The organism is Thioclava sp. F36-7, assembly GCF_002020075.1.
Lineage (GTDB): Bacteria > Pseudomonadota > Alphaproteobacteria > Rhodobacterales > Rhodobacteraceae > Thioclava > Thioclava sediminum.
In genome coordinates this window covers 371,501-395,021 of the sequence record NZ_MPZR01000001.1, presented here as the reverse complement: position 1 = coordinate 395,021, position 23,521 = coordinate 371,501, and the positions used below count along the sequence as shown (strand labels likewise).

The 23,521-nt window shown below is 64.0% G+C and carries 16 protein-coding genes; 12 read left to right on the top strand and 4 right to left on the bottom strand.

Features of this window, described 5'->3' with window-relative positions:
* Positions 1 to 79 precede the first annotated feature (79 nt).
* From BMI89_RS01665 to BMI89_RS01650, 4 genes are all read right to left on the bottom strand, one after another.
* On the bottom strand, positions 80 to 2,374 hold the full coding sequence (locus BMI89_RS01665) for a pyrroloquinoline quinone-dependent dehydrogenase (protein WP_078569575.1): 2,295 nt from the start codon (positions 2,372 to 2,374) through the stop codon (positions 80 to 82).
* Entirely contained in the window at positions 2,371 to 2,742 is a 372-nt protein-coding gene (locus BMI89_RS01660) for a hypothetical protein (RefSeq protein ID WP_078569574.1), read from the bottom strand. Before BMI89_RS01660 ends, BMI89_RS01665 begins: the two co-directional genes overlap by 4 nt.
* A gap of 197 nt (positions 2,743 to 2,939) precedes the next feature.
* Entirely contained in the window at positions 2,940 to 3,959 is a 1,020-nt protein-coding gene (locus tag BMI89_RS01655; protein ID WP_078569573.1) for an aldo/keto reductase, read from the bottom strand.
* A 166-nt stretch (positions 3,960 to 4,125) separates the two neighbouring features.
* The gene (locus BMI89_RS01650; protein WP_078569572.1) at positions 4,126 to 5,568 is read right to left on the bottom strand and encodes an MFS transporter; all 1,443 of its coding nucleotides are present in this window, start codon (positions 5,566 to 5,568) and stop codon (positions 4,126 to 4,128) included.
* 424 nt (positions 5,569 to 5,992) lie between these two features.
* Between BMI89_RS01650 and BMI89_RS01645 the strand changes: the two genes are divergently transcribed.
* The 12 genes from BMI89_RS01645 (at position 5,993) to BMI89_RS01590 (ending at position 23,199) form a co-directional block, all read left to right on the top strand.
* Complete coding sequence (locus tag BMI89_RS01645) at positions 5,993 to 7,612, top strand: peptide ABC transporter substrate-binding protein (RefSeq protein ID WP_348638846.1); 1,620 nt, start codon at positions 5,993 to 5,995, stop codon at positions 7,610 to 7,612.
* A gap of 65 nt (positions 7,613 to 7,677) precedes the next feature.
* Positions 7,678 to 8,601: an oligopeptide ABC transporter permease OppB gene (gene oppB, locus BMI89_RS01640; RefSeq protein WP_078569571.1), complete on the top strand. Its 924-nt coding sequence runs from the start codon at positions 7,678 to 7,680 to the stop codon at positions 8,599 to 8,601.
* A gap of 1 nt (position 8,602) precedes the next feature.
* The gene (locus BMI89_RS01635) at positions 8,603 to 9,526 is read left to right on the top strand and encodes an ABC transporter permease subunit (RefSeq protein WP_078569570.1); all 924 of its coding nucleotides are present in this window, start codon (positions 8,603 to 8,605) and stop codon (positions 9,524 to 9,526) included.
* Position 9,527: 1 nt separating this feature from the next.
* Positions 9,528 to 10,505, top strand: a complete 978-nt coding sequence (locus BMI89_RS01630; RefSeq protein ID WP_078569569.1) for an oligopeptide/dipeptide ABC transporter ATP-binding protein — start codon at positions 9,528 to 9,530, stop codon at positions 10,503 to 10,505.
* Positions 10,502 to 11,515: an oligopeptide/dipeptide ABC transporter ATP-binding protein gene (locus tag BMI89_RS01625; protein ID WP_078569568.1), complete on the top strand. Its 1,014-nt coding sequence runs from the start codon at positions 10,502 to 10,504 to the stop codon at positions 11,513 to 11,515. The genes BMI89_RS01630 and BMI89_RS01625 overlap by 4 nt, the downstream gene beginning before the upstream one ends.
* A gap of 150 nt (positions 11,516 to 11,665) precedes the next feature.
* Entirely contained in the window at positions 11,666 to 13,633 is a 1,968-nt protein-coding gene (locus BMI89_RS01620) for a bifunctional 2',3'-cyclic-nucleotide 2'-phosphodiesterase/3'-nucleotidase (RefSeq protein WP_078569567.1), read from the top strand.
* 192 nt (positions 13,634 to 13,825) lie between these two features.
* Positions 13,826 to 14,845, top strand: a complete 1,020-nt coding sequence (locus BMI89_RS01615; protein ID WP_078569566.1) for a substrate-binding domain-containing protein — start codon at positions 13,826 to 13,828, stop codon at positions 14,843 to 14,845.
* 295 nt (positions 14,846 to 15,140) lie between these two features.
* A complete protein-coding gene (locus BMI89_RS01610) occupies positions 15,141 to 16,349 on the top strand; it encodes an efflux RND transporter periplasmic adaptor subunit (RefSeq protein ID WP_078569565.1) in 1,209 nt (402 codons plus the stop codon).
* A gap of 7 nt (positions 16,350 to 16,356) precedes the next feature.
* Positions 16,357 to 19,443 carry an efflux RND transporter permease subunit gene (locus BMI89_RS01605; RefSeq protein ID WP_078569564.1) on the top strand — a complete coding sequence of 1,029 codons (3,087 nt, stop codon included), beginning with the start codon at positions 16,357 to 16,359 and terminating at the stop codon, positions 19,441 to 19,443.
* A 172-nt stretch (positions 19,444 to 19,615) separates the two neighbouring features.
* The gene (locus tag BMI89_RS01600) at positions 19,616 to 19,801 is read left to right on the top strand and encodes a PLDc N-terminal domain-containing protein (protein WP_078569563.1); all 186 of its coding nucleotides are present in this window, start codon (positions 19,616 to 19,618) and stop codon (positions 19,799 to 19,801) included.
* 25 nt (positions 19,802 to 19,826) lie between these two features.
* A complete protein-coding gene (locus tag BMI89_RS01595; RefSeq protein WP_078569562.1) occupies positions 19,827 to 21,482 on the top strand; it encodes an FMN-binding glutamate synthase family protein in 1,656 nt (551 codons plus the stop codon).
* Position 21,483: 1 nt separating this feature from the next.
* A complete protein-coding gene (locus tag BMI89_RS01590; protein WP_078569561.1) occupies positions 21,484 to 23,199 on the top strand; it encodes a thiamine pyrophosphate-dependent enzyme in 1,716 nt (571 codons plus the stop codon).
* Positions 23,200 to 23,521 lie beyond the last annotated feature (322 nt).

Sequence of the window (23,521 nt, the reverse complement as noted above, 5' to 3'; positions counted from 1 at the left end):
GGCTTTGCGGACGCGGTGCGCGTCAGGGGGCGGGGGCGTGGGTCGTGCCACGCCGCCCGCGATGTGTTTTGCGCCGCGATCAGTTCTCCGGCAGCGCGTAGACGGCCACCATATCGCCCACGGTGGGCTTCAGGATCGAGTTGCCGCCCGAGATGAAGGCCACGTATTCGCGCCCTTTGTACTCGTAGATCGCCGGGTTCGCGACGACCGGGGCTTCGAGCTGCGAGGACCACAGCTCCTTGCCGGTCTGGATGTCATAGGCGCGCGCCTTGGCATCCATCGTGGCCCCGATGAAGATCAGTCCCGACTTGGTGACGGCCGGACCACCGATCGTGGGCGAGCCCATGCTCTCGGGCATGAAGAACCCGTATTTCTGCGAGCTGCCGAGCGGCTTGCGCCATTTGACGTCGCCGGTATGCATGTCGATCGCGACCAGTTCGCCAAACGGCGGTTTCCAGCACGGCATCCCGAGCGAGTTCAGCGCGTTGCCGAGGCTCATGCCGTAGGGCGCGCCTTTCTGCGGGTAGAAGCCGTTCTCGTTGCCCGAACCACCGGCGTTCTTCTCGTAGTCCTGGCGCTCCCAGAGCTTGATGTACTGAACGATGTGGCTCGTGTTCACGACCGCGATCTGCGCGTCGGGATCGAAGGCCACGCCGCCCCATTGCACGCCACCCGCACTGTCGGGATAGGCCAGCGTGCCTTCGCCCTTGGTGGTGGGCGGGGTGTACATCCCCTCATAGGTGAGGTTATCGAACAGTTTCGAGCAGGCCCCGCCGGAGACGAGATCGGCGATGCCCCAGACCTCGGGCTTTTTCGACTGGTCGAGAAGCGGCGCGGGTTTGGTCGGGAAGGGCTGGGTCTTGGCATAGACCTCGCCTTTCACCGTGCCGTCGCCTTGCGGGACGGGACGTTCCTCGATCGGCCAGACGTCTTCGCCGGTCTCGCGGTTCACGACGAACAGGAAGCCCATCTTCGTGCCCTGCATCAGCGCGGGGATTTCCTTGCCGTCGACGGTGATGTCCATCAGCGTCGGCGCGGAGTTGATGTCATAGTCCCAGATGTCGTGGTGCACCCACTGACGCGACCAGACGACCTTGCCGGTGTCGAGATCGAGCGCGGTGGTCGAGGTGGCGTAGGGGATCTGCTCGGTCCGGTTGCCGCCCCAGTAGTTCGGCGAGGGCGAGGCCACCGGCAGATAGACCATGTTCAGGCCCGGATCGACGGACATCGCGGTCCAGACGTTCGCGGTGCCGGTCTTGCGGCGGATGTTCTCGGGCAGGGTCTCGAAGGACCATTGCAGCTCCCCGGTCTGCGCATCGACCGAGAAGACCGCGCCCGGAGGAGCCTCGGCCGACTCCCAGTCCTGACCGGCCCAGCCGAGGATCAGGTGATTGCCCGCAACCGTCGGCGGCTGCAGCACGGAAAGCGGGAAGCTGTCATTGACCGTGTTCCACTTATCCACGTTCAGCACGCCATTATCGCCGAAATCGGTGCAGGGCTTGCCGGTATCGGCGTCGAGCGCGAAGAGCTGCGCATCCATCGTGCCGATATAGACGATCTTCTGGCACACCTTGCCCGCGACCGGGTTCTCGGCCTGCCAATAGGCGACGCCACGGTTCTTCAGCGCGGGCTGGGTCAGCGCCTCCAGCTTGGATTTCGTGTCGAAGGCCCATTTCTGCTCGCCCGTGGCCGGGTCGAGCGCCAGCACGCGATAGAAGGGCGTGCCGATATAGAGCGTGTCATTGGCGAAGATCGGCGTGGCCGACCAGACGGTAGCGGGCTTGTCGCCCGAACCGTCCGAGACGTCGCCGGTATGGACCTGCCAGACCTTTTCCAGATCGCCGACATTGTCGGGATTAATCTGGGTCAGCGGCGAATATTTCTGTGCGGAGAGCTGGCCGTGGAAGCTGTTCCAGACGGGCTGCTCCGGCACCAGCGGGGTGCCGTTACGCTCGCGCGAGCCGCTGGCGATCATCGGCTGGGCGACGCTATCGGCGATGGGCTTGGGCTGATCGGCATTGGCGTCGGGACCGGGAGGGGTATCCTCGTTGGCCGCGGGATCGTTGGTTTGTTGATCGGTGCTGCCCTGACTGTCCGACTGGGTGGCAGTGTCCGCCGTGGTCCCGGTATCGGTGCTCGTGCTGGCGTCCGTACCCGTGCTGGCGTCCGTACCCGTGCCGGAGGTGTCCGATTGCGTGCTGGTATCCGTCGTTGCCGAAGTGCCGCTGTCGGTCGAGTTCGCGGTGCCGCTATCGGCTGCGGGTTGGGTCGTGTTGTCGGTTGCGGTGCTGTCGGTCGCGGTCGTGTCCTGCGCGTACCCGGCGGCAGCAAAGAAGGCGAGGGCGAAGGCGAGCGAGACGGTCTTGCGGTTCATGCGTAGGCTCCTTTCGAACGCGCGCCCCGGCTCGAGGCGATGTCGTAGATAAGGCCGATCAGCACGACGCCCATCGCCGCGATCAGCCACCATTCGTGGAGGAAATAGGCGGCCGCTGCGGTGCCCAGCAGGCCGAGCGCGACGAGGACGCGCAGAATCGTGCGGATCGCTCCGGGTTCGGTCATCTGGATCACGATCCCTGCGAGTGCGATCAAAATGGAGGAGGCGATCACCAGCCCCGCGCCGAATGTGCCGGTCACGCCGGTCAGGGGGGTGACGTAATTCCAGATCGCGATGGCGGCGCCGATCAACGCCCCCAGAACAATCAGGATGCTGCGTGGCCGTGATGCTGAGCGGGAATGTGCCAAAGGAACTCTCCTTGGTAAGTGCTTTCCCGCTCAACGCGCTCTGTGTCTTTTGAGGTCCATGAAAAAGTGAACCGATTTGAGGCCGCAGCGTAAGCGTGCATCGATTGCGGCTCCGGTCGCAGACATGAAAAGGCGCGCCAAGGCAGGGTTGGCCAAGCCAACACCCGCCCGGGCGCGCCGATCGGTTCGCTGCGTGTTCAGCGCTGGCGGTAGCCGCCCTGACGCTCCAGCATCCAGCCCGGATATTCGGCGGGCAGGGCGCTGACCTTGTCGAGGGTTTCCAGCTCTTCCGCGTCGAGCGTGATCTCGGTCGCGGCGATATTGTCGGTCAGCTGGTCCTTGCGCTTCGCACCGACGATGACGCTGGTGACGACGTCCTGATGCAGAAGCCATGCCAGCGCGATCTGTGCCACACTCGCGTCGCGCTTCTCGGCCATCGGGCGCATCGCGTCGATCGCGTCATGGGCGCGGTCCTTCTCGACCGGCGGGAAGTCGAAATTGGCGCGCCGCCCGTCGGAGCCCTTGCCGTCGCGGTCGTATTTGCCAGACAGCAGACCGCCTGCGAGCGGGCTCCAGACCATCAGGCCCATGTCGGTGTCGCGCAGCATCGGCACGACTTCGCGCTCCAGATCGCGCCCGGCGATCGTGTAATAGGCCTGCAGCGACAGGATCGGGGCGAGCTTGCGAGCCTCTGCGATGCCCACTGCTTTCATCACCTGCCACGCGGCCCAGTTCGACAGGCCGATATAGCGGACATGGCCGTGCTGCACGAGCGTGGTCAGCGCCTCCAGCGTCTCCGCGATCGGCGTCATCGGGTCGAAGCCGTGGATCTGGTAGAGGTCGATATGGTCGAGCTGCAGCCGCTCGAGGCTCTGCTTGCACTGCTCCATGATGTGATAGCGCGAGGCCCCGCGCTGGTTGATGCCCTCGCCCATCGGGCCGAGCACCTTGGTCGCGATCACCACCTCGTCGCGCGCGATGCCGAGATTGCGCAGGCTCTGGCCGAGGATGCGCTCGCTCTCGCCGCCCGCATAGACATTCGCGGTGTCGATGAAGTTGATGCCCGCGTCCACCGCGGTTTTCACCAGCCCGTCGGCATCGTCCTGACGTAGCTGGCCGATCTGGCCCCACATGCCCTCCGATCCGCCGAAGGTCATCGTGCCGAGGCAAAGTTCCGAGACGAGAAGGCCGCTGGGGCCAAGAGGTCTGTAACGCATGGATCGCTCCTTTCGCATCTTTCGGGGGGCCAGGTTCGGACGGCCCCTCTAGGTTGGGTAGATGGGGCGCGCGGCGCGTGTGGCGAGTGTCGCGTGACACTTGCGGCGCACGATCGTGTCATCGTGCGAAACAGGGATGGGAGCGGCGCGGGGATGCGCCGCCCGCTCAGTCTTTGGCGCGCTCGATCTTCATCGGCGTGAACCACGGTGTGAGGATCACCACGCTCGCGATGACCATTGCGTAGCCGATCGCGGACATCATCGCGCTGCGATAGGCCTCGTGATCGCCCGGCTCCGCGCCGCCCAGCATACCGAAAAAGATCCCGCCCATGATTGCGATGCCGAAGGAGATGCCGACCTGCCGGATCGCCTGCACCGCGCCCGAGGCCGAGCCGCTGTCGTTGCTATCCGCCGCCGAGAGCGAGACCTGAAACAGCGGCGAGACGGTGTTGCCCAGGCCAAAGCCGCCAAAGAAGAACCACGGCGCCATGCGCCACCAGCTGATCGCGTCGCCCATCGTCCAGATCGCCCATAGCTGCCCTGCGAAGCCCGTCGCGATGAGGATGCCGCCGCCCATCACGCGCCAGCGGACCCAGCGCGACCCGAACCAGCCGGTCGTGGCCGAGGCGAGCAGCACGCCCAGCGGGAAGGGCGTCGTCGTCAGCCCCGATTGCAGGGGCGTGAGCCCGTAACCCGCCTGAAGATAAAGCGCCATGGTGAAGAAATAGCTCGGCACCGCGGTGAACAGCGCCGCGTTCAGAAGGCTCCCCGACAGGAACGAGCCAGAGCGCAGCAGCCGCATCGGCAGAAGCTGGGGCGCGTTGCGTTCTTCCTGATGCCGCTGCCAGCGGATGAAGATCCAGCCGAGGATCGGCGCGGCGATCACCATCGGATACATCCATCCCTGCCAGCCGATCGACGGGGCTTCGACCAGAGGGAACAGAAGCGCCAGCGTCGCCACGGCGGCGATCGCGATGCCCACCTTGTCGATGCCCAGCTTGCGATTGCCCTCGCCCTTGGGCACCAGCATCAGCGCCGCGATGAAGGCCGCGATGCCCAGCGGTATGTTCACGAGGAAGATCGGCCGCCAGCCCAGCCCGTAGATATCGGCGGTTAGCAGCAGCCCGCCCACGATCGGCCCCGCGACCGAAGCCAGCCCGGCGGTCAGCGCGAAGAGACCAAAGGCCGCGCCGCGTTGCTCCGGCGGGAACAGCCGCGGCACCAGCGCCAGCGTCTGCGGCGTCATGATCGCAGCGCCCACGCCCTGGACGATGCGCGCGGTGACCAGCATCCCGATCCCGGGCGCGATGCCGCAGACCAGCGAGGCGGCGGTGAACAGCGCGATGCCCGACACGAACAGCTTGCGCCGCCCCAAGAGGTCGCCCATTCGTCCCGCCGGCAGCAGCAGGATCGCGAAGGAGAAGGTATAGCCCGCGACGATCCACTCGATCAGGTTCGGCGGAGCCGCCAGCTCGTTCTTCATCGAAGGCAGGGCGACATTGACGATCGTGATGTCGATCAGGTTCATGAAATTCGCCAGCAGCAGCACGGCTGCAGCCGCCCAGCGGCGTGCGGGCGAAAGTGGGGTCTTCTGGTCGGTCTCGGCCATTCGGGGTCCGTTCTCTCGGGGCTGTAACGCCAAGGGTAGCTAGCAGGGGGGCGAGGCTGGTCAATAGCACGCCCGAAGGCGAGCCCGCGCGGAACAACTTCCGGATGTGTCAAAATACATACGTCAGGAGGCGCGCAAGCGGATCCATTGCGGGCGAAGAGATTCGACGCGGAAGGGTCGTGAGCATGCCTCGGCTCACGCGACGGAGCTTGGCGTTCGTTGCAAATTTCAAGGGCGCCACGCAAGTTTCAGAAAGATTTCGCCGAGGTCCGAGAAATGCGCTCTCACATGGGTGTGAGCACCGTGACGTCAGACTTGCGCCGCGCCACGATCCTGCCCTTGATGCCCCATCAACGAAAAATCGGGGCCCCGCGCTCACCCCTGCGTTGCGCGCGACCGGACCCCGGAAAACTGGAGGTATCCCTTGAAGTCGATTGCCGCGATTTCCGCTTTTGCCCTGATGCTGGGCAGCGCCGCACCCGTTCTCGCTCAGTCGAGCAAAGTGCCCGAAGGCACCAAGCTCGCCGCTGACCAGACCTTTACCTACTGGCTGCAGGACGATCTGAAGACGCTCGATCCCGATCTGAGCACCTCGAAGGACGGCAACGACGTTCTTCAGCAGATGTTCGAAGGTCTCTACCAGCAGGACGATCACGGTAAACTCGTGCCCGCGCTCGCGACGAGCTACGAGGTGTCCGACGACAAGAAGACCTACACCTTCCACCTGCGCAACGAGAAGTGGTCGAACGGCGATCCCGTCACCGCGCAGGACTTCGTCTATGCATGGCGTCGTCTCGCTGATCCGGCGACCGCCTCGCAATACTCGTGGTATATCGAGCTGATGCAGGTGAAGAACGCCCATGACGTGATCGCGGGCGACAAGAAGCCGAGCGAACTGGGCGTGAAGGCGCTCGACGACCACACGCTGCAGGTGACGCTCGACAGCGCGATCCCCTATTTCCGCCAGATGCTCGTGCTGTCCTCGACCTTCCCGGTGCCGCAGAAGGTCGTCGAGGAATACGGTTCCGACTGGACCAAGCCCGAGAACATGGTCGTCAACGGTCCCTACAAGCTGAAAAGCTGGAAAATCGGCAACTCGATCGAGCTGACGAAGAACGACGCCTATTACGACGCCGCGAACGTCACGCTGACCGATCTGAAGTTCATCCCGATGCAGGATAACGACCAGGCGCTGACGCGCTACGAGGCGGGCGAGCTGGACTTCGTGCAGACCCCGGCCGGTCAGTATCCGCGCCTGAAGAAGGAATACCCGGATGCGGCCCACGCTCCGCCGCGCTCCTGTGTCTATGCCTACCGCTTCAACGTCGGCCCGAACGGCCCCGAGGCGCTCAAGGACGTGAAGGTCCGCAAGGCGCTGTCCTATGCGATCAACCGTGACATCATCGTCGACAAGATCCTCAAGGGCGGCCAGAAACCGGCCTATACCTGGACCCACTGGGCGACCGCAAACTTCAAGGCACCGGACGTCGCTTATGCCGACATGACGCAGCAGGAGCGGATGGACAAAGCCAAAGAGCTTCTGAAGGAAGCCGGTTACGGTCCCGATCACCCGCTGAACCTGCGGATCATGTACAACACCTCGGCCGACCACAAGAAAATCGCGATCGCGGTGCAGCAGTTCTGGAAGCAGCTCGGTGTGCAGTCGACCCTCGAGAACTACGAGTGGAAGGTCTATCTCGACAAGCTCAACGGCCAGCATGACTTCGACGTGGCGCGTACCGCATGGTGTGCCGACTACAACGAGGCCTCGACCTATCTCGACGTGAACACCTCGTGGTCGGATCAGAACTCGGGTCAGTGGAAGAACGCCGATTACGACAAGCTGATGAAGGACTCGAAGACGGCGGCCGATCCGCAGGCGGACTACACCAAGGCGGAGAAGATCCTCGCGGAGGACATGCCGCTTGCGCCGATCTACGCCTATTCGCTGCCGATGCTGCTGAACCCGCAGATCAAGGGCTACCCGTTCGATAACGTCCAGCTGAACTGGTACGCGAAGAACATGTACAAGGTCGCGAAGTAAGCCGGCTGAAACAATAACGGGCGGGCCGCACGATCGGCCCGCCCGACTTATTTCGGGACACTCTTATGATCGTCTACATTCTCAAGCGTCTCGCCATCGCGATCCCGACGCTTCTGGTGCTCATCATCGCGAGCTTCTTGCTGATGCACACGGCGCCCGGCGGGCCGTTCACCTCCGAACGTGCCGTGCCTCCCGAGGTGCTCGCCAATCTCAACGCGAAATACGGGCTCGACCAGCCGCTATGGAAGCAGATCGCGACCTATCTGTGGAACGTGGTCGCCCATTTCGATTTCGGGCCTTCGTTCTCGTATAAGGACCGCTCGGTGAACGACATCATCGCGCAGGGCTTCCCGGTCACGCTGACATATGGCTTCCTCAGCTTCATCGCCGCGGTTCTTGTCGGTGTGACCCTTGGCGTGACCGCGGCGATCAAGCGCAACTCGTGGCTCGACTATCTCGCCGTGGGTATCTCCATCGGCGCGCAGGTGCTGCCGAACTTCGTGATGGCGCCGATCCTCGTGTTGCTCTTCACCCTGTCGCTGCACTGGCTGCCCGGCGGTGGCTGGAGCTTCGACGATCCGCGCTTCTGGATCATGCCGGTGATCGCGCTCTCGACCTCCTACATGGCCTCGATCGCAAGGATCACCCGCTCGTCGATGCTGGAGACGCTGAGCTCGAACCACATCCGCACGGCCCGCGCCAAGGGCCTGCCGAAGCGCAAGATCATCATGCGCCACGCCCTGAAACCCGCGCTGCTGCCGGTGATCTCCTATCTCGGTCCGGCGTTTGTCTCGATGATCACCGGCTCGGTGATCGTGGACGTGTATTTCACCACGGGTGGGATCGGCAAAAGCTTTGTGGATAGCGCGCTCAACCGCGACTACGCGGTGATGATGGGGATCACCATCCTGCTGGGCACGCTGACCATCCTGTTCAACCTTGTCGTCGATATCGTCTACGGATGGATCGACCCGAAAATCCGGTACTGACATGGTCATAGATGAATCCAAGATGACCTCGCTCGCCGAGGCAACGAGCCGCGAAGACGTGGCGGGCCGCTCGCTTTGGGCGGACGCGCGCCGGCGGTTTTTCAACAACAAGGCCGCAATCTTCGGGCTGGGGCTGCTGGCCTTCGTCGTGGCCTTTGCGCTGTTCGGCAACCTGATCGCGGCGTGGAATAATTCCGACATCGATTACAACGTGATGGGCGATGCGACTGCCTCCGCGCCGTCCTTCGCCAACGGCCACTATTTCGGTGCCGACGATCTGGGCCGCGACCTGTTCGCGCGCACCGTGCAGGGCACGCAGATCTCGCTGCTGGTGGGGGTGATCGGCACGCTGATCGCGGTCTCCGTGGGCACGGTCTACGGTGCGATCTCGGGCTATTTCGGGGGCCGCGTCGACGGGTTCATGATGCGCCTCGTCGATATCCTGCTGGCGATCCCTTACATGTTCGTGCTGATCCTGCTGCTGGTCATGTATGGCCGCTCCATCGGGATGCTCTTTGTGGGTGTCGGGCTGATCTCGTGGCTGGAGATGGCGCGGATCGTGCGGGGGCAGACATTGACCCTGAAGAACCGCGACTATGTCGAGGCCGCGCGCGCCATCGGCGTGCCCGCTCCGACAATCATCCGACGTCACATCCTGCCCAATCTCGTGGGCGTGGTCGTGGTCTTCGCGACGCTGCTGGTGCCGCTGATGATCCTGACGGAGAGCTTCATCTCCTTCCTCGGGCTCGGCGTGCAAGAGCCGCAGACCTCTCTGGGGGCTCTGATCTCGGAAGGGGCGGGGACGATGAGCTACGGCACGCTGTGGCAGCTGGCCTTCCCGCTGCTCTTCTTCGTCACCACCCTGTTCGGTTTCTATTTCGTAGGGGACGGGCTGCGTGACGCGCTCGACCCGAAGGAGCGCTGATATGCCATTGTTGGAAGTCAACGACCTCAATGTTCGTTTCGGAACGCAGGAGGGCGAGGTCCACGCCGTCAACGGCGTCAGCTTCGCCTTGGAGCGCGGCGAGGCGCTGGGCATCGTGGGCGAGTCCGGTTCGGGCAAATCGCAGCTCAGCTTTTCGATCCTCGGGCTGCTGGCCGCGAATGGGAAGGCCTCGGGGTCGGTGAAATTCGAGGGGCGGGAGATTTTGAACCTGCCCGAACCCGAGCTGAACAAGCTGCGCGCCGACCGGATCTCGATGGTCTTTCAGGACCCGATGACCGCGCTCAACCCCTATATGCGCATCTCGCACCAGATGGCCGAAGTGCTGATGCTGCATAAGGGGCTGAGCAAGCGCGCCGCCGTGGCCGAAGCTGCGCAAATGCTCGAACTGGTGAAGATCCCGGACGCGAAGAACCGCGTGCGCCTCTTCCCGCACGAATTCTCGGGCGGGATGCGCCAGCGCGTGATGATCGCGATGGCGCTTCTGTGCAAACCCGACGTGCTGATCGCGGACGAGCCGACCACCGCGCTCGACGTGACCGTGCAGGCGCAGATCATGGACCTGCTGGGCGAGCTGCGCCGCGAGCTGGGCATGGCGACCGTGCTGATCACCCATGACCTCGGCGTGGTCGCGGGCTTCTGCGAGCGCGCGATCGTCATGTATGGCGGTCAGGTGATGGAGCAATCGCCCGTCGATCCCCTGTTCGCCAACCCGACCCATCCCTACACCAAGGGCTTGCTGGCCGCGTTGCCGCGTCTGGATGCGGATCGCGCGATGACCCCGATCCGGGGCAATCCGCCGAACATGACCGGCGCGCCGAAGGGCTGCCCGTTCTGTCCGCGCTGCGATTTCGTCGAAGAGGCCTGTGCCGACGTGATGCCGCCGCTGGCGGAGTTTGCGCCGGGCCGCGCCCGCGCCTGTCACCGTTCCATTGAAACGATCGAGGAGGCCGCCGCATGACGACCCCGCTGATCGAGGCCCGCGACGTTCGGGTCACTTTCGACATCCGCCGCGCCTCGGACCTGCCTTGGACCGAGCCGCCGAAACTGCGCGCGGTCAATGGTGTGAGCTTCAAGCTCGAGCAGGGCAAGACGCTCGGCATCGTTGGCGAGTCCGGCTGTGGCAAGTCCACGCTGGCCCGCGCGCTGATCCAGATGCTGCCCGCCGAGGGCGAGATCATCTGGCAGGGTAAGACCGATCTGCTTCCGCTCTCGCCGCGCCAGATGCTGAAATACCGCTCCGACATCCAGATGATCTTTCAGGACCCGCTGGCCTCGCTCGACCCGCGTATGACCGTGGGCGAGATCATTGCCGAGCCGCTGCGCACCCATCGCCCGAAGATGGGCCGCAAGGAGCGCAAGGAGAAGGTCCGCGAGGTGATGGAGAAGGTCGGCCTGCTGCCGAACCAGATCAACCGCTACCCGCATGAGTTCTCGGGCGGGCAGTGTCAGCGTATCGGCATCGCCCGCGCGCTCGTGGTGGAGCCGAAGCTCCTGATCTGCGACGAGCCGGTTTCCGCGCTCGACGTCTCGATTCAGGCGCAGGTGATCGCGCTGCTCGAAGACCTGCGCCGCGATCTCGGGCTCACGATCATCTTCATCGCCCATGACCTGAGCGTCGTGCGCCATGTCTGCGACGAGGTGATGGTGCTCTATCTAGGCCAGATGATGGAGGCGGGCGCGACCGAGAAGCTCTTCGCCGAGCCGCAGCACCCTTATACGCAGGCGCTTCTGTCGGCGGTGCCGATCCCCGACCCGGAGATCGAGCGCAACAAGACCCTGATCGCTCTGGAAGGCGATCTTCCGAGCCCGCTCAACCCGCCATCGGGCTGCCCGCTGCGCACTCGCTGCCCGCGTGCGAGCGAGATCTGTGCCACGACCCCGCCCACCGAGGAGGTCGCCGGACGGCAGGTCTTCTGCCACCACCCCGGCCCTGCTGCGGAAGTGCAGGCTGTACTCTCGGAGAGCTGAATTCTTGTGCGGCGGGCGGGGTTTCCCCGCCCGCTCACGCCAATTTGCACGGCTTTACGTCAAGGTATTTATCCAGACGGTCAAAGCACTGTTACGATCCTCGGATAGAGCGCTCCGGCAAGGAGCCAATTGTCTCGGAGGATCCCCCTTATGTCGCTTATTTCGCGTCGCCAATTCCTGATCACCACCACCGCTGCGGGCGGTCTCACGCTGGTCCACCCGTTCACGGCGCGCGCCGCCGAAGGGCAGGCCCACCTGCGCCTTCTGTGCACCACCGATATTCACTGCCACATCCGGCCCTATGACTATTATGCCGACAAGCCCGTCGACACGGTCGGTCTGTCGCGCACCGCGACGCTGATCGAAGGCGTGCGCGCGGAAGCCGCGAACACGATGATGTTCGACAATGGCGACTACATGCAGGGCAACCCGATGGCCGATTACATCGCCTATTCCAAGGGGATGAAAGAGGGCGACACCCATCCGGTCATCGCGGGGATGAACCTGCTGGGCTATGATTGCGGCACGCTGGGCAATCACGAATTCAACTACGGGATGGATTTCCTCAAGAAGGTGAACGACCGCGCGAACTTCCCGATGGTCTGCGCGAACTTCGCCCATAAGCTCGGGGCGTCTCCGCGTGAGGATGATCTCTACCTGCCGCCCTACCTGATCCTCGATCGCGACCTGACCGACGGGGCGGGGAACAAGATGCCGATCCGCATCGGCGTGATCGGCTTTGTGCCGCCGCAGATCATGCAATGGGACCGGGCGCATCTCGAAGGGAACTACCAGACCCGCGATATCGTCGAGGTCGCGAGAGCCTGGGTGCCGCAGATCAAGGAAGAGGGCGCCGATCTCATCGTGGCGCTCGCCCATACGGGCATCGACAACGGACCGCAAAGCGACGGGATGGAGAACGCCGCCTTCTACCTCGCGGGCGTGGACGGGATCGACGCGGTGATCACCGGGCACCAGCACCTGAACTTCCCCGGCAAGGATTTCTCCGGCCCCGGCATCGACAATGACAAGGGCACGCTGCAGGGCAAGCCGGCGGTGCAGGCGGGCTTCTGGGGCAACCATATGGGCCTGGTCGACCTGATGCTGAGCCGCGACGGCGGCAAGTGGAAGATCGACAGCCATACCTCGGAAATTCGTCCGATCTTCGCACGCGGAGAGGATCGTTCGATCACGCCGCTCACCACCGATTATAAACCGATCCTCGCGGCGACCGATCAGGTTCATGAGGAGACGCTGAAATATGTCCGCGCCAAGGTCGGCGAGACCGAGGCGCCGCTTTACTCCTACTTCGCGCTGGTGGCCGATGATCCGTCGGTCCAGATCGTCTCGAATGCACAGCTCTGGTATGTGAAGAAGCTGCTGGAGGGCACGCCCGAAGGCAAGCTACCGCTCCTCTCGGCGGCAGCGCCGTTCAAGGCGGGCGGGCGCGGCGGCCCGGATTACTTCACCGACGTTCCCAAAGGCCCGGTGGCGATCAAGAACGTCTCCGACCTCTATCTCTATCCGAACACGCTGCAGGCGGTGAAAGTCACCGGCGCGCAGGTGAAGGACTGGCTGGAGCGCTCGGCGGGCATGTTCAACCAGGTTGAGCCCGGCGCGAAGGATGCCAAGCTGCTGAACCCCGATTTCCCGTCCTACAATTTCGACGTGATCGACGGCGTGACCTATCAGATCGACATCACCCAGCCCGCCAAGTTCGACAAGGACGGCGCGGTGGTGAACGCCGATACGAACCGCATCGTCGATCTGAAATATGACGGCAAGCCGATCGACCCGAAGGCCGAGTTCGTGATCGCCACGAACAACTACCGCGCGTCGGGTGGCGGCAGCTTCCCCGGTGCGGATGGCTCGACGGTGATCTATCGCGCGCCCGACACCAACCGCGACGTGATCGTGCGCTACATCCACGACAAGGGCACGATCAATCCGAAGGCCGACGCCAACTGGTCCTTCGCGCCTGCGGGGGGCGCCACGGTACTGTTCGAGACCGGGCCCAAGGCGCAGACCTATCTCGAAGACGTCAAATCGCGGGGTCTGGATATCGAACCGGCGGGCGACGGCGAGGGGGGCTTCGCGCTCTACCGCATCACGCTGTGAGGCGCTGATCGGACCGACCGAGATGGAAAAGGGGCGCTTCGGCGCCCCTTTTCAATAAATGACACAGGACCTCGCGCGAAAGAGAGGGCCTGTGAGTGAGACGTGAGTGGGCGGGTGTGAACTCCACCTTAGGCTGAAGTGAGTGCGGCGATATTTCGCGCTGCATCATCACAACAGGGAGGAGAAATCACGATGGCATCGCTCAGGACAACCGCGCTCGCCGTGGCTGCAGGACTGGCGCTCACCGCGCCGATGGCACAGGCCGAGTCCAACGATGGGCAAAGCTGGCAGGAGCTTTCGGGCTATACCGACCAGCCGACGACCTTCAACCGCTCGGCCAGCATCTTCGCGCCTTGGGACAATCCGCCTTCGGATGCGAAGAACTTCACGGTGCCGGAGGTGAACAATCTTCCCGACCTGCATGGCGATATCGTCGATCCGCAACTGGTGATCTATTTCGCGGGCAATCAATACATGGCGGTGCAGGACCTGATCGCTGCCTTCCAGCGCGCCTATCCGCAATACAAGCGTATCTTCTACGTCACCCTGCCGCCGGGCATCCTGCTCGATGCGGTGAAGAACCATGACGGAGCCTTCGCCATCGGCAATCTACGTATCGCGATGAAGCCCGATGTGCTGACCCGCGGCAAGGGCGCCATGGAGGCGATGCAGAAGGACGAGAAGGCCTTCTCCGATTTGCAGGACTATGCCGATAACGAACTGGCGCTGATGGTGGCGAAGGGCAATCCGCTGCATATCCAGAGCCTCGCCGATCTGGCCGATCCTGCGACCCGCGTCACGATGCCGAACCCCGATTGGGAGGGCATCGCGAAGGTGATCGAGAAAAGCTACGTCAAGGCAGGCGGGCAGGCGCTCGACGACAAGATCATAAAAGACAAGGTCCAGGACGGCGCGACCTACCTGACCCATATCCACCATCGCCAGTCGCCGATGCGGGTGATGGCGGGGCTCGCCGATGCCGCGCCGGTCTGGCTGACGGAGGCCGAGTTCCACTCCAAGCGGGCGGATGAAGGCATCGATATGGTCAAGCTGCCCGATAGCGAGAATTCGACTCTGACCTATACGGCTGGCGTGCTGAAGGCGGCGCCACATCCGGAAGCCGCGAAGGATTTCGTGACCTTCCTGACTTCGAGCGACGGGCAGAAGATCTACCACAAATACGGTTTCGCCTCGCCCGGTACGTTGAACTGAACGGCTCGGTGACATGCGCCCTGGGCTGCCTCATCGCGATATCGTGATATCCTCTTCAGGCGCCGGAACAAGTGCCTGAGGACGGTCTCGCGTAAGGGTGAGATGCGTTCAAAACTCTGCTATTCCATTGAATAATAACAAGCATAAGGGGCGCTTCGCTGCCCCTTGTTGCCGGTCCAGCCATGTGCAGGGCGCAAGTCCGCTCTCGCACACGTGGCGACAGAATGTCCGGAGCCTACCGTAGGAAAACCGAATTCCCCGGATCAAACGGGCTGCGGACAGGAGAACGACAGGAATGGGTTTAGGTAAGTGGACGTCGCGCGCGGCGGTGGGGACGCTGGTGGCCGTGGCAATTGCAACGGGCGCGCTGGCGCAGGGAATGCCGGGCGGCGCACAAGGCGCGACCGAGGTCGGCGTGAAGCGGGTCGAGACGCAATCCGTGCCCTATACCGTCACCCTGCCGGGCCGCGCCGTGGCCTATGAGCAGACCGATATCCGCCCGCGCGTTGCGGGCACCATTGCCTCTATCGACTACGAGGCGGGCCACAAGGTCGCGACGGGCGACGCGCTGTTTCACATCGACGACGACACCTATCAGGCCGAATTGACTGCCGCCGAGGCCGAGAAGGCGAGCGCCGACGCCAATGTGCAGGCCGCGCAATCGCAAGTGGACCGCTACACCAAGCTCGAGAAGACCTCGATCTCGGTGAGCGATCTGGAGACGGCGAGGGTTACGCTCGCGCAAGCAAAAGCCTCCGCGCTGAGTGCCGAGGCCGATCTGCAGACCGCGCAGCTCAATCTCGACCGCACGGTGATCCGCTCGCCAATCGACGGCTATCCGGATGTGGCGAACGTCTCGGTCGGTTCTCTGGTCACTGCGAACCAGTCCGATGCGCTGACGACGGTGACGCGGCTCGATCCGATCTATGTCGATGTCTCGGAAAGTGCCGCGCGGATCATGCGGGTGCGCCAGCGGATTGACCAAGGCTCCTTGCAGCGCGGCGATCAGCTGAAGGTCTCGCTGCTGCTGGAGACGGGTGAGGAATATGACGGCACCGGCACGCTTGTCAGCCCCGGTGCGACTGTCTCCTCGACAACGGGCACGGTCGATTTCCGGTTCAAGTTCGACAATGCCGACCGAATGATCCTGCCGGGCCAGTTCCTGCGCGCGAAGATCACGTTGGGCACGACGCAGGCGATCCTCGTGCCGCAGCGCGCGACGACGCGGGAAGGGGATGGCTCGCTTTCGGCCTTTATCGCCGCCGATGGCGCGGCGAAGAAGGTGACGCTGACGACGGCGGGCACCTATCAGAACGCGTGGATCGTGACCGACGGCATCGAGAACGGCGATCAGGTGATCCTCGACGGGCTGAAGAACCTGCGCGACGGGGCCGAGATCAAGACGGTGCCGGTGACGATCAACGCGCAGGGCGTTGTGAAGGATGCCACGGATAGCTCCGACAATTCCGCCGACGCAGCCAACGACACGGCGAAGGCGGAGTAAGCTCAACATGATCCGTTTCTTTATCCATCGCCCCGTCTTCGCGATCGTGCTCGCGCTGGTGACGATGCTCGCCGGCGGCTACGCGATCACCCAACTGCCCGTCTCGCAATATCCGGAAGTCGCGCCGACCACGATCCGCATCTCCGCGAGCTACTCCGGGGCCACTGCGCAGGCGGTCGAGAACTCGGTGACGACTCCGATTGAGGACTCGCTGACCGGGCTCGACGGGTTGCTCTACATGGAGAGCTCGTCCAATCAGGGCTCGTCGCGGCTGACGCTGACCTTCGACGGCTCGGTCGATCCGATCGACGCCGAGAACGAGGTGCAGACCAAGATCCGCAAGGTCGAGAATTCGCTGCCCGATGCGGTGCAAACCTCCGGGGTGAGCGTGTCGCGCTCGTCCTCAGATATCCTGATGGTCGGCGCGTTGGTCTCGACCGATGGGAAATATTCGACCGTCGAGCTGGGCAACATTCTGGACACCGAAGTGAAAGGCGCGATCGAGCGCACCTCGGGGGTGGGCGGGATCAATGTCTTCGGCTCTGGCTACGCGATGCGGGTCTGGCTCAATCCCTACAAGCTCGAGCAATATCAGCTGACGCCGACCGACGTGACCTCGGCCGTGCAGGCGCAGAATACCACCGTTTCGGTCGGTTCGCTCGGCGATCTGCCCACGACCGACGGGCAGCAATTCACCGCGACGATCACCGCACAGAGCCAGCTGACCTCGGTCGAGCAGTTCGAGAAGATCCTCCTGAAGACCGAGGCCGACGGCTCGGCGGTCTATCTGGGCGACGTGGCGCGGATCGAGATCGGGCAGGAGGATTACGGCAGCAATTCCAAGTTCAATGGCATGAACGCAGCGGGCTTCGGCGTGAACCTCGCGAACGGCGCGAACGCGGTCGATACGGCGTCTGCGGTGCGCGCGACGCTGGACCGGATGTCGTCGTCGCTGCCCGAAGGCGTCGAATTTCAGATCGCCTATGACACCTCGCCCTTCGTGCAGCTCTCCATCGAGAAGGTCTATCACACGCTGGCCGAGGCGATCGTGCTGGTGCTGCTGGTGATCCTCGTCTTCTTGCAGAAATGGCGCGCGACGTTGATCCCGATCGTCGCAGTTCCCGTCGTGCTGCTGGGCACATTCGCGGTGCTGCTGGTCGCGGGCTATTCGATCAACACGCTGACCATGTTCGCGATGGTGCTGGCGATCGGCCTGCTGGTCGATGACGCGATCGTCGTGGTGGAGAATGTCGAGCGCGTGATGGAGGAGGAGGGGCTCAGCCCCCTCAAAGCGACGGAAAAGAGCATGAGCCAGATCACTGGCGCGCTGATCGGGGTGGCGCTGGTGCTGTCGGCGGTGTTCCTGCCGATGGCGTTCTTCCCGGGCTCGACGGGGGTGATCTACCGGCAGTTCTCTGTGACGATCATCACCGCAATGGTGCTCTCCGCCGTGGTCGCGCTGATCCTGACGCCTGCGCTGGCGGCAAAGCTGCTGCGGCCTTCGACGGGTCGCGCGATTGCGCCTGCGCGCGCCTTCAACACCGGCTTCGCGAAGATGCAGGGCGGTTACGCCAGCGCGGTGGCCCGTATCGTGCGCAAACCTTTCCTGATGGCGCTGGTTCTCGTGCTGGTGCTGGCGGGTGCTTGGGGCGTGATGACGCGGCTGCCCTCGTCCTTCCTGCCGCAGGAAGATCAGGGCGTGCTGATGGCGATGGTGAATCTGTCCGAGGGGTCGACCACGGCGCAGACGTCGGATGTGGTCGACCAGATCACGCAATACCTGCTGACGCAGGAGAAATCGGATGTGTCGTCGGTCTTCGCGACGCTCGGGTTCTCCTTCGGCGGCGGAGGGCAGAACACCGCGATGGTCTTCGCCAAGCTCAAGGATTTCGACGACCGTACCGGCGCGGATCAGACCGCTGCCGCCATCTCGGGCCGGGCCAATGCGCATTTCGCGGGGCTGCGCGCGGGGCAGGTCTTCTTCCTGCAACCGCCCGCGATCCGCGGTATCGGCAACTCCTCGGGTTTCCAGATGTATCTGGTGGATCAGGGCAATAACGGCACGACGGCCTTGAAGGAGGCGGGCGAGCAGCTCGTGGCCGCGGCGAAATCCGACAGCCGCCTGACCAATGTCCGCGTCAGCGGCGACGAGAACAAAGCGGCACTGCAGCTCGATATCGACCAGCAGAAGGCCGAAAGCTTCGGGCTGACGCTGAGCAATCTCAATTCGATGCTTTCAGTGATCTTCAGCGGGAGATCGGTGAACGACTTCGATCTCAACGGCAATCTGCGCCCGGTGATCGTGCAGGCGGATGCGCCTTACCGGATGCAGCCGGAGGATATCGACACTTGGTATGCGCGCAACGCGTCGGGCGAGATGGTGCCGTTCTCATCCTTCGCGACGACGAAATGGGTCTCCGTCGCACCGAGACTGTCGCGCTATGACGCGGCCAATGCGATCGAGATCTCCGGCCAGGCCTCGGACAGCGCAAGCTCCGGCGCGGCGATGGACGCGATGGAACAGCTGGTCAGTGACCTGCCCGGCGGCTACGCGGTCGCCTGGACGGGGCTGAGCTATCAGGAACGCCAGTCGGGCGATCAGGCGCCCTACCTTTACGCCCTCTCGGTGCTGGTCGTCTTCCTCTGCCTTGCCGCGCTCTACGAGAGCTGGTCGATCCCGCTCTCAGTGATGCTGGCCGTGCCGGTGGGGGTTCTGGGGGCGCTGGTCTCGGCCTGGGTCTTCGGGCAGTCGAATGACGTCTACTTCAAGGTGGGTATCCTCACGACCATCGGTCTGGCGGCGAAGAATGCGATCCTGATCGTGGAATTCGCCAAGAACCTCGAGGCCGAGGGCAAGGAGCTGATCCCCGCGACCATCGAGGCGGCGCGGCTCCGCCTGCGCCCGATCCTGATGACCTCGCTCGCCTTCATGCTGGGCGTGGTGCCGCTGGCGATCGCGACCGGGGCAGGGGCGTCGGCGCAGAACGCGATTGGGATCGGCGTGCTGGGTGGCATGGCGGCCGCGACCTTCATCGGCGTCTTCATGGTGCCCGCCTTCTACGTCCTGATCCGCAAGCTGACGCCGGGGCGCTGAGCCGAAGGCGCGATCCCAATGCCAAGGCGGCCGCTCTACGCGCGCGACCGCCTTGGCGATCAATCACTTCCGCTTGAATCGGGGAAAACGGGGAACAAAGCGCTGAAGGCGCAAGTTTCCCTGCCAAGGAACGCCGGTAAGTGCCGGAAAAAACCGATAAAGGAGTGAAGTTATGCTGAGCATGATCGGGGGCCTCGTCGTCCTCATCCTCGATATCTGGGCCATCGTGTCGATCCTTGGCTCGGGCGAATCCACCGGCAAGAAAGTGTTGTGGATCCTGTTGATCGTCATCCTGCCGATTATCGGCTTCATCATCTGGCTGCTCGTCGGGCCGAAAGGCGCCAAGGCGACAATCTGAGCCACGCAGAGCCGGGAGGGACGCCATGAACAGCATCATCCGCAACATCGTCCCTCTCGGCTCGCTCTTGGTATCTGTGCTGGCGCTCGCGCTGGCCGTCTGGATCAGCCCTTGGTGGCTGATCCTTTTGCTTGTGACGGTGCCGCTTCTGGCGCTGAGCCTTTATGACTATTTCCAGAAGGACTGGACGATCACGCGCAACTATCCGGGAGCGGCGCGCATCCGCTGGCTCGCCTATGATCTGCGGCCTTTCCTGCGCGCCTATATCGTCGAAGGCGATCTGGAGGGCAAACCCTACCCCTATGAGGCGCGCAACCTCGTCCATGCGCGGGCCCGCGGGCAGACCGATACGCATCCCTTCGGTACTGAGCGCGACGTGGCAGGCGCCGAATACCAATGGGTGAACCATTCCATCGCGCCCGCCGAGCATCCCGACAAAAGCCCACGCATCACGGTCGGCAACGAGCAATGCGCCAAGCCCTATTCGGCCTCGGTGCTCAATATCTCGGCCATGTCCTTCGGGGCGCTGTCGGCCAAGGCGGTCGAGGCGCTTAACCTTGGCGCGAAACAGGGCGGGTTCTACCACGACACGGGCGAGGGGGGCTTCTCGCCCTATCACCAGAGCCATGGCGGCGACATCGTCTGGGAACTGGGCTCGGGCTATTTCGGGGCGCGCGATGATGCGGGGAATTTCGACCCGGAGCTGTTTGCTGAGCAGGCGAGCCGCGATCAGGTCAAGATGACCGAAATCAAGCTGAGCCAAGGTGCGAAGCCCGGCCACGGCGGCTTGCTACCTGCGGCGAAAGTCACCAAGGAGATTGCCGAGACCCGCAAGGTGCCCGCGCATCAGGATTGCCTCTCGCCGCGCGGCCACAAGGCGTTTTCGACGCCCGCGCAGATGATGGAATTCGCGGCGAAGATGCGTGATCTCTCGGGCGGCAAGCCCGTGGGTATCAAGCTGTGCATCGGTCAGCCGCATGAGGCCTTCGCGGTTGTCAAAGCGATGCAGAAGACCGGCATCTATCCGGATTTCGTCGTCGTCGACGGGGCCGAGGGCGGCACCGGGGCCGCGCCGCTGGAGCTGTCGGATCATGTGGGGATGCCGCTGATCGACGGGCTCGTTCTGATGCGCAACGCTTTGGTCGGCGCGGGCGTGAAGGACAAGGTGCGGCTGGCGGCGTCCGGCAAGGTCTATTCCGGCTATGGGCTGGCGCAGAACCTCGCGATCGGGGCGGATTGGTGCAATGCCGCGCGGGCCTTCATGTTCTCGATCGGCTGCATTCAGGCGCAGCGGTGCCATCTGGGCACCTGTCCGACCGGGGTGACCACGCAGGACAAGAGCCGTCAGCGCGGCCTCGTGCCCGAGGTGCAGGGCCCCCGTGCCGCGCGCTTTCACGCCAAGACGCTGGAGGCGCTTGCCGACATCGTCGCGGCCGCCGGGCTGGAGCATCCGAGCGAGCTGCAGCCCCATCACATCGTGCATCGCACTGCCGTGCGCGAGGCCCGCACCATCGACAAGATCTATCCCTTTTTGCCCGCGAACATCCTCAACGACGATCCGGGCAGCACCGATTACGCGGACTGGTGGGAGGCGGCCGATGCGGACAGCTTCAAGCCGCGCATCGACCTCGATGCCAAGCGCACCAGCCTGCATCACAAAGCCGAATTGAAAGAGGCCTGACATGAGCAAGAGCGTATCCGACATCATCGCCGAAACCCTGGTCTCGGCGGGGGCGCAGCGCGTCTACGGCATCGTGGGCGACACGATCAACCATTTCACCGATGCGGTGCGCCGCTCGGACCTGAGCTGGGTCCATGTGCGCCACGAAGAGGTCGGCGCGCTCGCGGCAGGTGGCGAGAGCTACATGACCGGGGAGCTTTCGGTCTGCGCGGGGACCACCGGGCCCGGGAGCCTGCATTTCGTGAACGGCATTTTCGAGAGCCACCGCAACGGCGCGCCCGTGGTGTTGATCGCCTCGAATATCGAGCGCGCGGAGGAGGGTTTGGGCTTCCCGCAGGAGGTCGATCAGAAGAAAATCTACGAGCAGGCTTCGGTGTTCTGCGAACGGATCAGCCATCCCGATCAGGCCCGCCGGATCACCGCGCAGGCGGCGCAGGCGGCGCTGACCAAGGGCGGCGTCGCGGTGGTGATCGTCAATGGCGACATGTTCCGCGAGACTACGAAGGACGACCTGCAATGGGCCGTGCATTGGCCGCAGCCGGTGATCCGCCCGTCGGAGGCAGAATTGGACGCGCTGGCGGGCATGATCGCCGAGGCCGAGCGGATTACGATCTACGCGGGCATCGGCGCGCGCGGGGCGGCCGCGCAGATCCGGGCACTGTCGGAGCGGCTCGCTGCGCCGGTCGCGCATACGACGCGGGCGAAGGAATTCATCGAGCCGGACATGCCCAATAACGTCGGCATGACCGGGATCCTGGGCAATCGCGCGGGTATGGAGGCGATGGGCGATTGCGACCTGCTGCTCTGTCTGGGCAGCGATTTCGCCTATACGCAGTTCTATCCGGGCAAGGCCAAGATTGTGCAGCTCGACATTGATCCCACGCGGCTGGGACGGCGTGCGCCGATCCATCTGGGACTTGCGGGCGATGTCGGCGACACGATCGACGCGCTGCTGCCGCGCCTTGTCCCGCGCGAGACCGGCAAGCATCTGGATCGGGCGCTGAAAGCCTATGCCGAGGACCTCAAGGGGTATCTGGAGAGCGCGGAAGAACCCGACCCGAGCCTGATCCACCCGCAGCACCTGACCGAGCTGCTCGACCGGTTCGCGGCGAAGGATGCGATCTTCACCGCAGATGGCGGCTCGCCGATGGTCTGGCTGCTGCGCCACCTTTCGGCCAATGGCGAGCGGCGTTTCCTGACCTCGCTGCTGCACGGCACGATGGCCAATGCCTACCCGCAGGCGCTGGGCATTCAGGAGGCCTACCCCGAGCGTCAGGTGATCGCGATGTGCGGCGATGGCGGAATGACCATGCTGATGGGCGACCTGCTGACGCTGGTGCAGGAGAAACTGCCGGTGAAACTGCTCGTCTACAACAACGCCTCGCTCGGCTTCGTGGAGATGGAGCAGCGGGTGGAGGGGATGCTCGACGCCTTCACCGAGCTGCACAATCCCGACTTCGGCGCGATGGCGCGCGCGATCGGCATGGAAGGGATGCGGGTCGAGAGCGCGACCGAGCTCGACGGCGCGGTGCGGGACTGGCTCGCCGCACCGGGGCCCGCGCTGCTCGACGTGAAGGTGAACCGGATGGAGCTGGTGATGCCGCCGAAGATCAAACCGGCACAGGTAGGCTCCACCGCGCTCTTCGGCGTCAAGGCGGTGCTCAACGGGCGTGCCGATGAGGTGGTCTCGCTGATGCGCGACAACTTCCTGCGCTGACCGGGGCCGGGGCTAAACGCAGCCGCCGCAAGGGGTTCGCGGCGGCTGCTACCCGACGGAGACGAGTGTGGGGATATCTCCGTCAGGGTCTCGTGTTGCCCCCCGAGGGACAGAAACGGACAAATCCTCCGGCCCGAGCGCGCTGCACGCATTGTCTCGGCACGAAGGCGTCCAAAATGTCTATGCTGCACAAAGGACTGACCCGCCATGGGGAGGCTGATCGACGGCAACATTGGGCATTTGCACCGGATGGAACCCGTCACGCAACCGTAATCCTGTCGTACAGAGCGGATATTCGCCTGTGGTGCCGCAAGAAAAGGCA

What these genes read in the sequence shown, in the direction of transcription:
- BMI89_RS01615 (WP_078569566.1), top strand. Translation starts at nt 13,826, where the DNA reads ATGGCATCGCTCAGGACAACCGCGCTCGCCGTGGCTGCAGGACTGGCG.
- BMI89_RS01655 (WP_078569573.1), bottom strand. Translation starts at nt 3,959, where the DNA reads ATGCGTTACAGACCTCTTGGCCCCAGCGGCCTTCTCGTCTCGGAACTT.
- BMI89_RS01625 (WP_078569568.1), top strand. Translation starts at nt 10,502, where the DNA reads ATGACGACCCCGCTGATCGAGGCCCGCGACGTTCGGGTCACTTTCGAC.
- oppB (WP_078569571.1), top strand. Translation starts at nt 7,678, where the DNA reads ATGATCGTCTACATTCTCAAGCGTCTCGCCATCGCGATCCCGACGCTT.
- BMI89_RS01595 (WP_078569562.1), top strand. Translation starts at nt 19,827, where the DNA reads ATGAACAGCATCATCCGCAACATCGTCCCTCTCGGCTCGCTCTTGGTA.
- BMI89_RS01590 (WP_078569561.1), top strand. Translation starts at nt 21,484, where the DNA reads ATGAGCAAGAGCGTATCCGACATCATCGCCGAAACCCTGGTCTCGGCG.
- BMI89_RS01650 (WP_078569572.1), bottom strand. Translation starts at nt 5,568, where the DNA reads ATGGCCGAGACCGACCAGAAGACCCCACTTTCGCCCGCACGCCGCTGG.
- BMI89_RS01630 (WP_078569569.1), top strand. Translation starts at nt 9,528, where the DNA reads ATGCCATTGTTGGAAGTCAACGACCTCAATGTTCGTTTCGGAACGCAG.
- BMI89_RS01610 (WP_078569565.1), top strand. Translation starts at nt 15,141, where the DNA reads ATGGGTTTAGGTAAGTGGACGTCGCGCGCGGCGGTGGGGACGCTGGTG.
- BMI89_RS01665 (WP_078569575.1), bottom strand. Translation starts at nt 2,374, where the DNA reads ATGAACCGCAAGACCGTCTCGCTCGCCTTCGCCCTCGCCTTCTTTGCT.
- BMI89_RS01635 (WP_078569570.1), top strand. Translation starts at nt 8,603, where the DNA reads ATGGTCATAGATGAATCCAAGATGACCTCGCTCGCCGAGGCAACGAGC.
- BMI89_RS01600 (WP_078569563.1), top strand. Translation starts at nt 19,616, where the DNA reads ATGCTGAGCATGATCGGGGGCCTCGTCGTCCTCATCCTCGATATCTGG.
- BMI89_RS01605 (WP_078569564.1), top strand. Translation starts at nt 16,357, where the DNA reads ATGATCCGTTTCTTTATCCATCGCCCCGTCTTCGCGATCGTGCTCGCG.
- BMI89_RS01620 (WP_078569567.1), top strand. Translation starts at nt 11,666, where the DNA reads ATGTCGCTTATTTCGCGTCGCCAATTCCTGATCACCACCACCGCTGCG.